Annotated in this window: 12 protein-coding genes; 6 read left to right on the forward strand and 6 right to left on the reverse strand. The window is 61.8% G+C overall.

The window, feature by feature from the left end; all coding sequences use genetic code 11:
• Positions 1-9 precede the first annotated feature (9 nt).
• The 5 genes from OEL49_RS16555 to OEL49_RS16575 all read left to right on the forward strand — a co-directional run bounded on the left by OEL49_RS16555 (position 10) and on the right by OEL49_RS16575 (position 6621).
• Positions 10-3123: an efflux RND transporter permease subunit gene (locus tag OEL49_RS16555; protein WP_287875749.1), complete on the forward strand. Its 3114-nt coding sequence runs from the start codon at positions 10-12 to the stop codon at positions 3121-3123.
• A gap of 74 nt (positions 3124-3197) precedes the next feature.
• Positions 3198-3581: a hypothetical protein gene (locus tag OEL49_RS16560; RefSeq protein ID WP_287875751.1), complete on the forward strand. Its 384-nt coding sequence runs from the start codon at positions 3198-3200 to the stop codon at positions 3579-3581.
• A 239-nt stretch (positions 3582-3820) separates the two neighbouring features.
• Positions 3821-4948, forward strand: coding sequence for an NAD(P) transhydrogenase subunit alpha (locus OEL49_RS16565; protein WP_130458687.1), 1128 nt, complete (start codon positions 3821-3823; stop codon positions 4946-4948).
• Entirely contained in the window at positions 4948-5250 is a 303-nt protein-coding gene (locus tag OEL49_RS16570) for an NAD(P) transhydrogenase subunit alpha (protein ID WP_014237952.1), read from the forward strand. The genes OEL49_RS16565 and OEL49_RS16570 overlap by 1 nt, the downstream gene beginning before the upstream one ends.
• Entirely contained in the window at positions 5251-6621 is a 1371-nt protein-coding gene (locus tag OEL49_RS16575; protein WP_287875754.1) for an NAD(P)(+) transhydrogenase (Re/Si-specific) subunit beta, read from the forward strand.
• 630 nt (positions 6622-7251) lie between these two features.
• Here OEL49_RS16575 and drt3b read toward each other — a convergent pair.
• The 6 genes from drt3b to OEL49_RS16605 form a co-directional block, all read right to left on the reverse strand.
• Complete coding sequence (gene drt3b, locus OEL49_RS16580) at positions 7252-9222, reverse strand: antiviral reverse transcriptase Drt3b (RefSeq protein WP_287875756.1); 1971 nt, start codon at positions 9220-9222, stop codon at positions 7252-7254.
• A complete protein-coding gene (drt3a, locus tag OEL49_RS16585) occupies positions 9215-10486 on the reverse strand; it encodes an antiviral reverse transcriptase Drt3a (RefSeq protein WP_287875758.1) in 1272 nt (423 codons plus the stop codon). The genes drt3b and drt3a overlap by 8 nt, the downstream gene beginning before the upstream one ends.
• A 399-nt stretch (positions 10487-10885) precedes the next feature.
• Positions 10886-11338 carry a four-helix bundle copper-binding protein gene (locus OEL49_RS16590; RefSeq protein WP_287875761.1) on the reverse strand — a complete coding sequence of 151 codons (453 nt, stop codon included), beginning with the start codon at positions 11336-11338 and terminating at the stop codon, positions 10886-10888.
• Positions 11317-11469, reverse strand: a complete 153-nt coding sequence (locus tag OEL49_RS16595; RefSeq protein WP_287875764.1) for a hypothetical protein — start codon at positions 11467-11469, stop codon at positions 11317-11319. Before OEL49_RS16595 ends, OEL49_RS16590 begins: the two co-directional genes overlap by 22 nt.
• A 70-nt stretch (positions 11470-11539) precedes the next feature.
• On the reverse strand, positions 11540-12016 hold the full coding sequence (locus OEL49_RS16600; RefSeq protein WP_287875766.1) for a hypothetical protein: 477 nt from the start codon (positions 12014-12016) through the stop codon (positions 11540-11542).
• Positions 12017-12097: 81 nt separating this feature from the next.
• A complete protein-coding gene (locus OEL49_RS16605; protein WP_287875768.1) occupies positions 12098-13750 on the reverse strand; it encodes an ABC transporter permease in 1653 nt (550 codons plus the stop codon).
• A gap of 88 nt (positions 13751-13838) precedes the next feature.
• Here OEL49_RS16605 and OEL49_RS16610 point away from each other — a divergent pair, with 88 nt between their 5' ends.
• Positions 13839-14909, forward strand: coding sequence for an ABC transporter ATP-binding protein (locus tag OEL49_RS16610; RefSeq protein WP_287875770.1), 1071 nt, complete (start codon positions 13839-13841; stop codon positions 14907-14909).
• Positions 14910-14966 lie beyond the last annotated feature (57 nt).

The raw sequence follows: 14966 nt of genomic DNA on the forward strand, positions 1-14966 counted from the left end.
AGAACCGGCATGTTCAAGTGGCTCCTGGAAAACAGCCTGGCCAACCGCCTCCTGGTGCTGGCCGCGGCCTTCGCCCTGATGGTCTTCGGCGGCCTGCAATTGTCGCGCACGCCGGTGGACGTCTTTCCCGACCTCAACCGCCCCACCGTCACCCTCATGAGCGAGGCCGGCGGCATGGCCCCGGAGGAGGTGGAACAGCTGGTCACCTTCCCCCTGGAAACGGCCATGAACGGCCTTCCCGGGGTGGCGGGCATCCGCTCCGTCTCTTCCGCCGGCCTGTCCATCCTCTACCTCAGTTTCGACTGGGAGACGGACATCTACCGGGCCCGGCAGATGGTGGCCGAGCGCCTCACCACCCTGGAGGGAGCCCTGCCGCCGGCCGTGACGCCGCGCATGGCGCCGGTCTCCTCCATCATGGGCGAGATCCTGCTCATCGCCATCCCCATCGACCCGGCCAAGACCACGCCCATGGCGGTGCGGGAATACGCCGACTGGGTGCTGCGGCCCCGGCTGCTGTCCATCCCCGGGGTGGCCCAGGTGATCCCCATCGGCGGCGAGGTGCGCCAGTTCCAGGTGCAGCCGGACACCCGTCTCATGGGCAGCCTGGACATTTCCCTGGAGCAGCTGAAGGCGGCCCTGCAGGGCTACGCCGCCAACACCTCCGGCGGTTTCCTGGAACTCAACGGCCGGGAATATCTGATCCGCCACCTGGGCCGCACCTCCCGTCTGGAGGACCTGCAGAACCTGGCCGTCACCGCCAAAAACGGCCAGCCCATCCTGCTGCGGCAGATCGCCAACGTCACCTTCGCCCCGGCCATCAAGCGCGGCGACGCGGGCTACGACGGCGGTCCGGCGGTGATCCTGTCGGTGCAGAAGCAGCCGGCGGCGGACACTGTGGCCCTGACGCGCACCGTGGAAGCGGCCCTGGCCGACATGGAGAAGGCCCTGCCGCCGGGCCTGGCGGCGCCCCGGGTGACCTTCCGCCAGGCCAACTTCATCGAGGCCTCCATCAACAACCTGGAGGTGAAGCTGCTGGCCGCCTCGGTCTTCGTCGCCGCGGTGCTGTTCCTCTTCCTCGGCAACTTCCGCACCACCTTCATCTCCCTCACCGCCATTCCCGTCTCGGTGCTGACCACGGCCCTGGTCTTCAAGTACTTCGGCCTCTCCATCAACACCATGACCCTGGGCGGCATCGCCATCGCCATCGGCGAACTGGTGGACGACGCGGTGGTGGACGTGGAGAACATCCTGCGCCGCCTCAAGCTGGCCCGGGCCCGCCACGAAGCCCTGAGCCCGGCCCGCCTGCTGACCCTGGTGCGGGACGCCAGCGTCGAGGTGCGCTCGGCGGTGGTCATCGCCACGGTCATCATCGCCCTGGTGTTCGTGCCCCTGTTCGCCCTGCCGGGCATCGAGGGCCGCCTCTTCGCCCCCCTGGGCACCGCCTACATCGTCTCCATCCTCGCCTCCCTGGCGGTGGCGGTGACCCTGACCCCGGTGCTGGCCTGGTACCTGTTGCCGCGCATGAAGCACCTGCACGACGGCGACACCCGCCTGGTGCGCTGGCTCAAGGAACGCTACCGGACCCTGCTGCAGCGGGTCCTGGCCCGGCCCCGGCCGGTGCTGGCGGGCACGGCAGCGGCGGTAGTGCTGGCCCTGGCGGCCATTCCCTTCTTTCCCACCACCTTCCTGCCGCCTTTCAACGAGGGCGCCCTGATCCTCTCCCTGCGCCTCAACCCCGGCGCCACCCTGGCCGAATCGGTGCGCATGGCCAGCCAGGCGGAAAAGCTGGTGCGCCAGGTGCCCGAGGTGGAGCACGTGGGCCGCCGCTCCGGCCGGGCCGAGCTGGACGAGCATGCCGAAGGGGTCCATGTGACCGAGCTGGACATCCGCCTGACGCCCTCCAAACGCAGCAAGGAGGAAGTCTTCGCCGACCTGCGCCAGCGCCTCTCGGTGCTGCCGGCCTCCCTCAACCTGGGCCAGCCCATCTCCCACCGCATCGACCACATGCTCTCCGGGGTGCGGGCCCAGATCGCCATCAAGATCTTCGGCGACGATCTGGACGTGCTGCGGGCCCAGGCCGGCCCCCTGCAGGAGAGGCTCAAGGCCATCCCCGGCCTGGCCGACCTGGAGATCGAAAAGCAGGTGCTCTCGCCCCAGATCCAGGTGCGCATCGACGCGGGGGCGGCGGCCCAGTACGGGCTGTCCACGGCCCAGCTGCTGGCCAGCCTGCAGTCCCTGGTGGACGGGGAGCGCATCACCCAGGTGGTGGAAGGCAACCGCCGCTTCGCCCTGGTGCTGCGCCTGCCCGAAAGCGCCCGGGGCACCGCCGGGCTGGAGCAGCTGCTGATCGAGACGCCGGCGGGCCGGGTGCCCCTGGCCAAGGTGGCCCAGATCGAGGAGTCGGACGGTCCCAACCAAATCTCCCGGGACGACGGCCGGCGCCGCCTGGTGATTTCCGCCAACGCCCAGGGCCGGGCCCTCTCCGACGTGGTGGCGGACATCCGCGCCGTGGTGGCAGCCCATCCCCTGCCCCAGGGCTACTTCGTCACCCTGGGCGGCCAGTTCCAGGCCCAGGAGGAGGCGGCCCGGCGCATCGGCCTGCTCTCCCTGGTCTCGGCCCTGATGATCTTCCTGGTGCTCTACAGCCGCTACCGCTCCGGCCTGCTGGCCGGGCTGATCATGGCCAACGTGCCCCTGGCCCTGGTGGGCAGCGTCATCGGCCTGTGGCTCTCGGGCCAGCCCCTCTCCATCGCCGCCCTCATCGGCTTCATCACCCTGGCCGGCATCGCCACCCGCAACGGCATCCTCAAGGTCAGCCACTTCCTCAACCTGATGCGCTTCGAGGGCGAGGGCTTCACCAAGGAGATGATCATCCGCGGCTCCCTGGAACGCCTGACGCCGGTGCTGATGACCGCCCTGGTGGCGGCCTTCGCCCTGGCGCCCCTGCTCTTCGAAGCCGGCGAGCCGGGCACGGAAATCCTGCACCCGGTGGCGGTGGTGATCTTCTCCGGCCTCATCAGCTCCACCCTGCTCGACACCTTCCTCACCCCCCTGCTGTTCTGGCGCCATGCCCGGCCGGCGGCGGAACGGCTGCTGGCGGAAGCCGGCGGCGAAGCCCTGTGAGCCGGCCCATGTTCCAACCATTTCCCAGCCTTTATCCAATGCCAATCATGTCCCATTTGCCAAGGAGCACTGCCATGAAAAAACTGCACACCCTCGCCTCCTCCCTGCTGCTGGCCGCCGCCCTGGCCGCCCCCGCCGCCGTGATGGCCCATGCCGAACACGGCCAGCCCCAGTACGGCGGCATCTTCGCCGAAGCGGGCGAGGCCCAGCTGGAACTGGTGAACCAGGCCGGCAAGGTTGCCCTCTACGTCACCCAGCACGGCGCCCCGGTGCCGGTGCAGGGCGGCAAGGCCCGCCTGACGGTGCTGGAAGGCGGCGCCAAGCGCGAACTGCAACTGGCCCCGGCGGCGGAAAACCGCCTGGAAGCCGCCGCCAGCCTCAAGCCCGGCGCCAAGGTGGTGGCCGTGGTGGAACTGCCCGGCCGCAAGCCCCTGCAGGCCCGCTTTGAAGTGAAGTAAGGGAGCAAAGCAAAACAAAAGCCCCGCCGGAGCGATCCGGCGGGGCTTTTTCTTGCCAGCAACGCCCACCCTGGCCGACGCCGGGTGAATCGGCCCTGAGCGCGGCCCGATGCGCCCCACCCAGGCCCTTTTCCATACTCCGGCGTAGGGTATCCCCTAATACAGCACCCGCTACCCGAACACCATAATCCCGGGCAAATAAAACAGTTTCATCACTTTGTCTTTGGGAGAACATCACCATGCCGCTGAACATCGCGGTGGTTCGGGAACGAGCGTCCGGCGAACGCCGGGTGGCGCTGGTGCCTGAAACCGCCAGGAAATTCATGGCCCTCGGGGCCGCCATCCGCATGGAGCAGAGTGCGGGCAGCGAAAGTCACTTTCTCGACAGCGACTACCCGGAAGTCCAGGCCGTGCCCGGCATCGCCGAGGCCTACGGCGGCGCCGACCTGGTGCTGCGGGTAACGCCCCCCAGCGCCGAGGAAATCGCCGCCATGCCGGAAGGATCGACCCTCATCGGCCTGCTCAAGCCCTTCGAGGACCCGGCCCGCCTGGCGGCCCTCAACGCACGCCGCATCACCGCCTTCGCCCTGGAGCTGCTGCCCCGCATTTCCCGGGCCCAGAGCATGGACGCCCTCTCCTCCCAGGCCTCCTGTGCCGGCTACCAGTGCGGCCTCATCGCCGCCGCCCGCTGCACCAAGTTCTTCCCCATGCTGACCACCGCCGCCGGCACCATCCGCCCGGCCCGGGTGCTGGTCATCGGTGCCGGCGTCGCCGGCCTCCAGGCCATCGCCACCTGCAAGCGCCTCGGCGCCATGGTGGAAGCCTACGACGTGCGTGCCGCCGCCAAGGAGCAGATCGAATCCCTGGGCGCCAAGTTCGTGGACACCGGCGTCTCCGCCGACGGCGCCGGCGGCTACGCCCGGGAGCTGTCGGCCGAAGAGAAGGCACGCCAGGCCGAGCGCCTGGCCAAGGCCGTGGCCCAGGCCGACGTGGTCATCACCACAGCCGCCATCCCCGGCAAGAAGGCACCGGTGATCGTCACCACCGACATGATCAAGGGCATGAAGTACGGCGCCGTGATCGTGGACATGGCTGCCGAATCCGGCGGCAACTGCGCCCTGACCCAGCCGGGGGAACACGTGGTGGCCAACGACGTGAACATCCACGGCCCCCTCAACCTGGCTTCCCGCATGCCGACCCACGCCTCGGAGCTGTACGCCAAGAACCTCTACAACTTCCTCTCGCCCTGGATCAAGGAAGGCCGCCTGGCCTTCGACTGGGAGGACGAGGTGGTGGCCGGCACCCTGCTGTGCCGCGACGGAAAGACGACGCACAACGGCGTCAGACAAGCCATGGGAGAGGCGTAATGGACGGCTTTATCGCGATCTACATCTTCATGCTCGCCGCCTTCACCGGCTACGAGATCATTGCCCGGGTGCCGGTGATCCTGCACACCCCCCTCATGTCGGGCTCCAACTTCATCCACGGCGTCGTCGTGGTGGGCGCCATGCTGGCCCTGGGCCGGGCCGAAACGCCCCTGGAGCAGGCCATCGGCTTCTTCGCCGTGGCCCTGGGGGCGGCCAACGCCGCCGGCGGCTACGTCGTCACCGAGCGCATGCTGGCCATGTTCCAGCCCGGCAAGCGGGCCGGCGGCAAGGAGGGTGCGTAAATGAACCTGCCCCTCTACGTCCAGCTGCCCTGGTTCCTCGGCGCCCTGCTCTTCATCGTCGGCCTCAAGGGCATGAGCTCCCCGGCCAGCGCCCGCCAGGGCATCCTGCGGGCCGGCGTCGGCATGGTGGTGGCGGTGGCCGCCACCTTCCTCGTGCCGGACCTGCACAACCTGGGCCTGATGGCCCTGGCCCTGGCCCTCGGCACCGTCGGTGCCTGGCTGTCGGCGAAGAAGGTGAAGATGACCGACATGCCCCAGATGGTGGCCATCTACAACGGCATGGGCGGCGGCGCCGCGGCCGCCATCGCCGCCGTGGAACTGGCCCGGGGCGAGGCCCACGGCCTGGTGACCGTCACCCTGGCAGTGATCGGCGCCCTCATCGGCGCCGTCTCCTTCACCGGCTCCTGCGTCGCCTTCGCCAAGCTCCAGGGCCTGCTGAAAAAGGCCTACCGGCTGCCCGCCCAGAATGTCGTCAACGTGCTGCTGGCCTTGCTGGTGGTGGGCCTGGGCGCCGCCCTGGTGCTGGCCGAAAACGCCGGCCCCGGGCTGATCCTGGCCTTCTTCGCCCTGGCCCTGCTGCTGGGCCTGGTGGTGACCCTGCCCATCGGCGGCGCCGACATGCCGGTGGTGATCTCCCTCTTCAACGCCTTCACCGGCCTGGCCGTGGGGTTCGAGGGTTACGTCCTGGGCAGCCCGGCCCTCATCATCGCCGGCATCGTCGTCGGCGCCGCCGGCACCCTGCTCACCCAGCTCATGGCCAAAGCCATGAACCGGCCCATCAGCAACATCCTGTTCACGCCCATCAGCGGCGCCGCCCAGGGTGGCGAGACCATCGCCGGCAGCATGAAGGAGCTGGGTGCCATCGACGCCGCCGCCATGATGCGCTACGCCCAGAAGGTCATCATCGTGCCCGGCTACGGCATGGCCGTGGCCCACGCCCAGCACAAGGTGTGGGAAATGACCGAGCTGCTGGAAGAAGCCGGGGTGGAAGTGAAGTTCGCCATCCACCCGGTGGCAGGCCGCATGCCGGGCCACATGAACGTGCTGCTGGCAGAGGCCGGGGTGCCCTACGACAAGATCTTCGACCTGGAGGAAATCAACGCCGAATTCGGCCAGACCGACGTAGCCCTGATCATCGGCGCCAACGACGTGGTCAATCCCACGGCCCGCACCGACAAATCGAGCCCCATCTACGGCATGCCCATCCTCAACGCCGACCAGGCCCAGAACGTCATCGTCATCAAGCGCGGCAAGGGCACCGGCTACTCCGGGGTGGAAAACGCCCTCTTCTACACCGACAACTGCCGCATGCTCTACGGCGACGCCCAGCCCATGGCCGGGGAGATCATCCAGCATTTGAAGAGCATGTGAGTTGGGGTGGTAGTGATAAAAAACGCCGGCCTTGGGGCCGGCGTTTTCTTTTGCTACATGGAGCTTGTGGTAGTCCGTTATCAGCCCAAAGTAGGCGTTCAATAGGGACACTGCTGTAGGTGTGCTTATCGGCCATAGCTGACTCTGGGCATTCGGCCAGAATCAGGCGGCAATGTGCCGGCTAACTGCCACTCAGCGAGGATGGGTCTTGAACGGCAGCATTCTCGTTCCGCTAATAAGTGCTCCCAACCCAAAGTGGCCCATCGAACCTAGTGAAAGCAGACGTTCTGGACAGTTCAGCTTGGCTGACACCCGAGCGCGCAACGCGGAGGGAAGCCAAAAGCATAGCTTTGGGGCGGACGGATCGAAGCGTTTGTTAGGAAGTAAACCGGGAAAGGGTTTTGTGTGCAGGCATTTCTCGACCGTCAGCGGTAGATGGAATTGAGCTGTACTGGGTAGAGAGGCCACGCATCGGCAGGTGTGTGCGATCCTTACAGCAATCGCTCATCTTTTCTAGACATTCGGTTTCTTGAAAGAAAACCCAATGAGCTAGAGAAGGAAGTTTAGTTCTCCCGTACAAGCTAGCCCTAAGGAGCGACCATGCGCCTCTCTGTTGGATAGACTATCAGCTTAGTAGGCTTGTTTCAATTCCTTCTTTTCGAGTTGGTTAAGCAAATCGATCTCATCCCAACTAACAAACCAGTGCGGGAATTTATTATCTGAGAAGAATTGTTGAAGCTCCGTAGGGTCAGGTGTGGGCTCCTTCATCGCTTTATAGAAATTGGTCATTACCTGAACTTTTCGTTCAATTTCAACATAGGGGCAAGAGAGGAAGTCTAGAAACAAGCAAGCTTTCTCAGTATCCATGCCAATGTTGTTTAAATCTCGAAGATTTCGTGAAGCCTCTTGGATCAACGACTTTCGTATGCTTTCGTACTCAGGATGGTCACTAACGTAGTAGAGCCCAGAGATTATTTCAAAATAATTCAGCGGCCCTTTGTGCTGGAATATTTTTTCAACAGATTTTAGCGGGAGAAGGTGCTCTTTCCCGAGTTCTGTGATTGCAAGTGCGATGTTTAATAGCTCAAGTGGTATGAAGCGCTCAACACTACTATTTTTGTTTAGGTACTGGGAAAGCAGCATCTGTTCCGAAAGTTCGATGATGCGCTGTTTAATTGTTGCACCGTATTCTCCAAGGTTCATTTGAGAAAACCTGATAAGGACAATTATTGAGGTGCTCAGCTTGTAAGAGGAACTGACTGCGGGGGCGACGCTATAGAGGAAAAAGAGGGCTTCGAGCAATACGAGGCACGCATCTTTATAAGATCTTTGTCTTTCCTTCTCGAGTACTGGTGAATCAATATTGACCAATTTTTTGATTCGCTCAAAGAAAACGGATATTAGGAAAGAAGATAGCTCATCGTAAGTCGCGTTGTTTTCCGAGCAGATTGATTTTATAGATGCTATGAATTTTCTAGTCAGTTTCCACACGTCAAACACGGTTTGGGGCTTCAAGCTGCGTTTCGAGTGTTCGTCAGCCTCAAGGAAAGTGTTTATGAAGTCGTTCGCAGCATTGCTGGCACGATGAATTATTCTAGATTTTGCGGTATAGAACGGACGGGTTAAAAGAGTAGATTTTGATTTGTTCGGATAGAGGTTAAATTTTGCGAGGTTATCTGCGTATTGCTCGTATACGAGGCGTACCGAATCTTCGCTATGTCCGAAAATAAACAAATCATCAACATATCGGCGAATAGAATAGTCTGCGCCAAGTTTTAGGGGGCGAGCGGATTTTTCTAAATTTTCTATCGTTGTATTATCGATGAATTGAAATATTATCTCTGAGAATATACGGCTGATTTCTGGTCCAATAACGATGCCATTTGTCTCATTGTGATTAGCACGCTGCATAAGTGAATCAAATTGTTGCGCGAATGTAGAAGTTACTTTTACGTATGATTTTGTAAATTCTTTGTGCTTAACCGCCCACGACAAAGTGTGTGTATAGATGCTGTCGAAGCACTTGGATACGTCTAGATTGAGGAAGTATGAGAAACGCTTTTCGAGATTAAAATAATCTCTGGAGTCAAAAAACTTGTATAGACGATCATGACCCTTGTATGAGAAATATGATGGGCTGTGTTTTGCTACTCCATCGGTCCAGTGCTCTTGGATGCCGCCATTTTTATATTTATGAATATTCTCCCACGAGCTCTTTTTGTAGTATGTGCTCGCAATTTTAAGTGGTGCTCTTATAGAGATAGGGCTAAGGGAGCAGTAATGTAGGATAAGTTGGTCATACTCTTGGTAAAACTCCTTCATTTGCCACTGGGATGCAGGGTGTAATAAAGAGAGCCTCCTATACTCAGTAGCATTTTTTCGGATTTGATATCTAAAAGGTATGGTTACAGATTTGTTCTCTTTAATTAGGGATTTCTTGATGAAAGAAACGAATTTGCATTCGTCGATTGTATCAATGCTATTAGAGTGCAGACCGTCATTTGAAAATATTATTGGTGTCTCGTATGGGACAGTTTCGGTGGCCAATACTCTCGCATAATCACTTACGGCGATTTTTATAGCTCGATTCTTCTTACTCATTTTTCCAGCACTCTTGGATTAATTTGATCGTTTGCGGATGGAAGTGGACGATTGGTTTATTTATGTGTCCGTTCAAAAAAGAGTGCCCAAGTAATTGGCGTTTCATAGGTTTTGTTAGTGCTGTGCTGCTTGCAGAGTATATTCTTCCACACTTTGATAAGATCGCGTTTTTTAGGAATTTGTCTAGCTGCTGTATGCCTCGTGAATTTACGCCTTGGATGAAAGGGTAGCTATAAAAAATTCCGGCCAGCCTAGTCTGGTGAGTATCAGGGTCTTTAATGCGGAAATTTGTAGTTAAAAACTTTATTCTTAATTTTAGTAGTTCAAAATCACCGGTTTTCGAGAAGTCCAGCATACTCCTAGAGATTCGAGTTTTCAGTTTTTTGATTTTTTTTGGTGCGATGTCTGTCGTAACGCTGCGAAAGTGTTTTAATGACTGGCTGACTGTTGAATCCTTGGGAGGCTCCTTTACGGAAAACGAATAGCCGAGATAGTCAAATTGCAAAAGCTCTTTTTGTAATGCAGGTGGCTTGTATGGCTCAACTCTAGATTCTGCTGTCTTGACGTGCTGCTTGGTTGGATTTAGTTTTAATCCGCCCGGTAGTTGTTGTGCAATCCATTTTTTAAATGCAGTTTTCTTCTCATTCCTGCTGGTAATGATGATTATGTCATCAACGTATCTTGCGTAGAAAAAAACCTCTGGGGCATTTTTGACCTTTCGGTCAAAGGGTTGCATCAGCAACTCAGATAATGTTGCACTTAGAGGAAGGCCTCGCGGTATCCCAGTTCCGCCTGCTTGGTAATGGCTGTTGAGAATATACCTAAGCAATTTTGCGCTCTGGGTTGATAGCTTCCGGAGGCTATCAATTGTCTCTTCAATATATTCCGTGGAAAACGACTCGTAGAAGCTTCTGATGTCGAGTCTATATATGCGATATGGTGTACCTTCAGCGAGTAGCTTAGTGATAGAAAAAATTATTGCGTTCCTGTTTTGCTGTCGGACTAAGGTCGCGTGCTTTAAATTTTTGCAAAGCTTCCGGATCACAAGGTCGTACGCTAGCCTGTCTACGCAGGAGATTGTTTTCCCCTTGAGGCTGAAAGACCGAAGGGGATTACTCCCGTCAAACAATGTCTTTGATGACTCTACTGCGGCAGTAAGAAGCACGTCTTTGGTGGCTTCTACCTTCAAGGATGGGTCGTTATGAATATCTGTTTTCCGTAGTTCCCTAGCCAGCGTTTTCTTGTTGTAGGAAGCGTCATACATGGTGTGGTTCAATCACTTTGCACGGTTGTTTCGATGATTTTGCCATGCGTTATACAGATGGGCTATTCCATTCTGTTGTGTGGCTTGGCATAAGACTCCTTCTCAATGAACTCGAAGGCAAGATCTGGGCGATGACGTTAGGAATGCCGCCATTCGTTGCTACTCGTGGCTGAACGACAGCTAAGATTGGATTACTGCCCGATGGAGTTCCTGCGGTAAACGACCGCTTTGGCCGAAAAGCAGGCTGCTGAAAGCACCTTAGTTAGCGGCTGCTATTGGCTGGTAGCAGCCCTCCATTCAGCCTGACGAATAACCCGAAAATCCGCCCCCTACTCCCACCCATAAAAAAACCCCGGACCGCCGCAACGCGGTCCGGGGTTTTTTACGATCACAGACGACTCAGGCCGCCACTGCCTTGCATTCCTTGAGGCAGGCGGCGCAGGAGTCGGCGCAGGCTTTGCACTCGGCGTGCTTCTTTTCGTGCTTGCGGCATTCCTTTTCGCAGGCGGCGCAGACGTCGGCGGCTACCTTGGCCATGGCCGGGGTGAACTTGGAGCCTTGCAGGGCCAGCTTCATCAGGGCGTTGCAAGTGGCCAGCAGTTCGCTGACGGATTGAGCGCAGGCGGCCATTTCCTTGTCGCCCTGGCCCAGCAGCACCAGACAGTGGGCGAGGCAGGCTTCGCCGGTCTTCTGGCAGTCGCTGCTGCTGTCGATCAGGGCGGCGTAGCTTTTGCCGCCCATGGCGCCGTGGTCGTGGTGATGTTGGTGGTCCTGGGCGGCGGCGGCCGCGGAGGTGGCCATGGCGGCGGCTACGGCGCCGGCGACGGTTTTCAGTACTTCACGTCGTTGCATTGATCGCTCCTTTGCGTGGGGTCGGTGAGGCGGTTCGGCGGGTTTGCCCCGCTGTTTGAACGGGCGCGCTTGCGCCCAAAAATCGGTGAGGCGGCCAGCATAACCTGGATGGCCTGCAAGCCAATAGCCATGGGCATCTCCGGCATGCCTGCCCGGACAGGTCCGTCCTGCCTCGGGCCTGGGCCATCGCCCTGGCCGGGCCTAGCGGGGGTTCTGGGGTGCGGCGGGCATGGCCATGCCCTTGAAGCGGGCCGGGTCCACGTACTTGCCCAGGTTGCCGACGCCGGCCATCACGTCCGGGTTGGAGAAGAGTTCCCGGGCGGCCACCTGGCCCAGCACCTGGAAGCTCTGCTGCACGGTCTGGGGGCCTTCCAGGGTCAGGGCCTGCTGGGTTTCGCTGCGGCAGGTCTCGGTCATGAGGCGGACGATGAGGTTGGCGGTGTTGCGGTCCAGCCCTTCCCGCTGGGCCGGTTCCACCCGGGCCATGGATTTGACGTCGGGGTGCAGGGCCATGGCGCTGAACATCCATTTGACCGGGGAGGCCCGGTCGGCCGGCGTGGTGGAGCGGACCAGGCACTTGGCCATGTCGTCGCTGTAGATGCCGGCCTGGGCCGGGGCGGTGGAGGCGGCCAGCGCGGCGAGGCCGGCGGCGAAGGCAAGCAGTTTGGCGGGGGCCATGACGTCATCCTGAGTGAATACGGCAGCGGCGATGGTAGCACCCGCCGCCCCGGGGCTTCGCGCAGCGGCGAAGACGGCGCCTCAGCGCCGGGAGCGGGCGATCTGGCGGGAGATGGCGATGAGGGGCAGGATGCCGACGGCGACGATGGCCAGGGCGGCGGTGGAGGCTTCGGCCAGGCGTTCGTCGGCGGCCAGGGTATAGGTCTGGGTGGCCAGGGTGTCGAAGTTGAAGGGGCGCATCACCAGGGTTGCCGGCAGTTCCTTCATCACGTCCACAAACACCAGCAGGCCGGCGGTGAGCAGGCTGCCTTTCAGCAATGGCGCATGCACCCGGGCCAGGGTCTGGCCCTGGGAGAGGCCCAGGCTGCGGGCGGCGTCGTCCATGGAAGGGGTGATCTTGCCCAGGCTGGCATCCACCGTCTGCAGGGCCACGGCGAGAAAGCGCACCAGGTAGGCATAGACCAGGGCGGCGATGCCGCCGGTGAGCAGCAGCCCCGGATTGGCGCCGAACCAGACCTGCCACTGGGCGGCCAGCCAGTTGTCGAGCCGGGTCACGGGAATGAGCACTCCGACAGCGATGACCGAGCCGGGCACGGCATAGCCCAGGCCCACCAGCCGGTTCAGGCCCCGGGCCAGCAGGCTGGGCCAGCCGGGCTGGCTGCGGCGGGCCAGGCGCACGCTGTAGGCCAGCACCAGGGCCAGCAGCACGGCCACGGCGGCGGTGACGCCGGCCACGGTGAAGCTGTTGCGGGCCAGGATGAGGAAGCGTTGGCCGAACTGGGCATCGCCCTCGGCCAGGGCCATTTTCAGCAGCAGGGCGGCGGGCAGGAGAAAGCCGGCGGTGAGGGGCAGCAGGCAGGCCAGGGTGGCCAGGGCGCCCTTCCAGCCGGTGAGGGTGTGGCCCGCCAGGGGCCGGCTGCGGCCGGTGGTGTTGTGGAAGCGGGCGCGGCCCCGGGAGAGCTTTTCCAGCAGCACCAGCAGGATGACGCAGCCGAGCAGGCTGGCGGCCAGCTGGGCCGCGGCGATGCGGTCGCCCAAAGAGAACCAGGCCCGGTAGATGCCGGTGGTGAAGGTCTGCACGGCGAAGTAGGCGACGGTGCCGTAGTCGGCCAGGGTTTCCATCAGGGCCAGGGAAACGCCGACCACGATGGCCGGCCGGGCCAGGGGCAGGGAGACGCGGAAGAAGCTGGCCCAGGGCCCCACACCGAGCATCCGCGCCGCTTCCAGCATGCCCGAGGCCCGCTCCAGGAAAGCCGCCCGGGCCAGCAGATAGACGTAGGCGTAGAGGGTGCACACGAACATGGCGACGGCGCCGGGGAGGCTGCGCACCTCGGGGAACCAGTAGTCAGCCTTGCTCCAGCCGAAGGTCTCCCGCAGCCAGATCTGCACCGGGCCGACGAACTGCAGCAGGTCCGTATAGACGTAGGCCAGCACATAGGCCGGCACCGCCAGGGGCAGCACCAGGGCCCACTCGAACACGGCCTGGCCGGGAAAGCGGTGCATGGCCGTCAGCCAGGCCGTACCCACCCCCACCAGGGCCGTGCCCAGGCCGACCCCCAGGCACAGCCAGAGAGTGTTGCCCACGTATTCGGGCAACACCGTGGCCGCCAGGTGCTGCCAGGTTTCCCCGGTGCCGCCGGCGAAGAGGTGGGTCAGCACACTGGCCACGGGCAGGCCCACCAGGGCGGCGATGGCAACGGCGACGGGCAGCAGGGGGGAGCGCATAAGGATCATGGTGGAAGGGTGGCCGGAAGCGGCAAAAGCGGCAGCAAAGGCGCCGCGGCACATTATAATTGCCAATCCTTCTCAACTGACTCCAAAGATGGCCCATCTGGAACTGGCGGACGTGATGCAGCGCTACGGCGCCCACACGGTGGTGGACGGCATCGGTTTCCACATCGAGGCCGGCGTCATCGCCTGCCTGCTGGGCCCCTCGGGCTGCGGCAAGACCACCCTGCTGCGCTGCATCGCCGGTTTCGAGGACATCGCCGCCGGCAGCATCGCCCTCGACGGCGAACTGGTGAGCCGCCCCGGTTTCAAGCTGGCGCCGGAGCAGCGGCGCATCGGCATGGTGTTCCAGGACTACGCCCTCTTCCCCCACCTCACGGTGGCCGACAACATCGCCTTCGGCTTGAAGACCAAGGGCGGCGAACGGCAGCAGCGGGTGGCAGCCATGCTCGACCTGGTGGGCCTCTCCGGCCAGGGCGAGAAGTATCCCCACGAGCTTTCCGGCGGCCAGCAGCAGCGAGTGGCCCTGGCCCGGGCCCTGGCCCCGGCGCCCCGCCTGGTGCTGCTGGACGAGCCCTTCTCCAACCTGGACGTGGACCTGCGCGAGCGCCTCTCCCTGGAGGTGCGGGAGATCCTGAAGAAGGCCGGCACCACCGCCATCCTGGTCACCCACGACCAGCATGAAGCCTTCGCCATGGCCGACGAAATCGGCGTCATGCACGAGGGCCGCATCCAGCAATGGGACACGCCCTACAACCTGTACCACCAGCCGGCCAACCGCTTCGTCGCCGACTTCGTCGGCCAGGGCGTGTTCGTCCCCGGCACGGTACTGGCCGGCAACCGGGTGCAGATGGAACTGGGCATCCTGGAATCCGGCGTGCCCGTCGAATGCAGCGCCGGCTGCGGCGTCTGCGGCAAGGGCTGCGGCGTGGACATCCTGCTGCGCCCCGACGACGTGGTGCACGACGACAAGAGCCCCCTGCAGGCCGCGGTGGAACACAAGGCCTTCCGCGGCGCCGACATCCTGTACACCCTGCGCCTGGAAAGCGGCGCCCGGGTGCTGTCCCTGGTGCCCTCCCACCACAACCACGCCCTCGGCGAGAAAATCGGCATCCGCCTCGACGTGGACCACGTGGTGGCCTTCAAGCGGACTCCGGCGGCCTGAAACTGCAGCAGGAACAGAAAAGGGACGGCGGGCAAATTTTGCCCTCGTTTTGTGACT

The organism is Azospira sp., assembly GCF_030247495.1.
GTDB classification, from domain to species: domain Bacteria; phylum Pseudomonadota; class Gammaproteobacteria; order Burkholderiales; family Rhodocyclaceae; genus Azospira; species Azospira oryzae.

Coding starts and splice junctions, on each gene's coding strand:
- OEL49_RS16595 (WP_287875764.1), bottom strand. CDS start 11,469: ATGGCTATTGGCTTGCAGGCCATCCAGGTTATGCTGGCCGCCTCACCG.
- OEL49_RS16590 (WP_287875761.1), bottom strand. CDS start 11,338: ATGCAACGACGTGAAGTACTGAAAACCGTCGCCGGCGCCGTAGCCGCC.
- drt3a (WP_287875758.1), bottom strand. CDS start 10,486: ATGTATGACGCTTCCTACAACAAGAAAACGCTGGCTAGGGAACTACGG.
- OEL49_RS16560 (WP_287875751.1), top strand. CDS start 3,198: ATGAAAAAACTGCACACCCTCGCCTCCTCCCTGCTGCTGGCCGCCGCC.
- OEL49_RS16555 (WP_287875749.1), top strand. CDS start 10: ATGTTCAAGTGGCTCCTGGAAAACAGCCTGGCCAACCGCCTCCTGGTG.
- OEL49_RS16600 (WP_287875766.1), bottom strand. CDS start 12,016: ATGGCCCCCGCCAAACTGCTTGCCTTCGCCGCCGGCCTCGCCGCGCTG.
- drt3b (WP_287875756.1), bottom strand. CDS start 9,222: ATGAGTAAGAAGAATCGAGCTATAAAAATCGCCGTAAGTGATTATGCG.
- OEL49_RS16605 (WP_287875768.1), bottom strand. CDS start 13,750: ATGATCCTTATGCGCTCCCCCCTGCTGCCCGTCGCCGTTGCCATCGCC.
- OEL49_RS16570 (WP_014237952.1), top strand. CDS start 4,948: ATGGACGGCTTTATCGCGATCTACATCTTCATGCTCGCCGCCTTCACC.
- OEL49_RS16610 (WP_287875770.1), top strand. CDS start 13,839: ATGGCCCATCTGGAACTGGCGGACGTGATGCAGCGCTACGGCGCCCAC.
- OEL49_RS16565 (WP_130458687.1), top strand. CDS start 3,821: ATGCCGCTGAACATCGCGGTGGTTCGGGAACGAGCGTCCGGCGAACGC.
- OEL49_RS16575 (WP_287875754.1), top strand. CDS start 5,251: ATGAACCTGCCCCTCTACGTCCAGCTGCCCTGGTTCCTCGGCGCCCTG.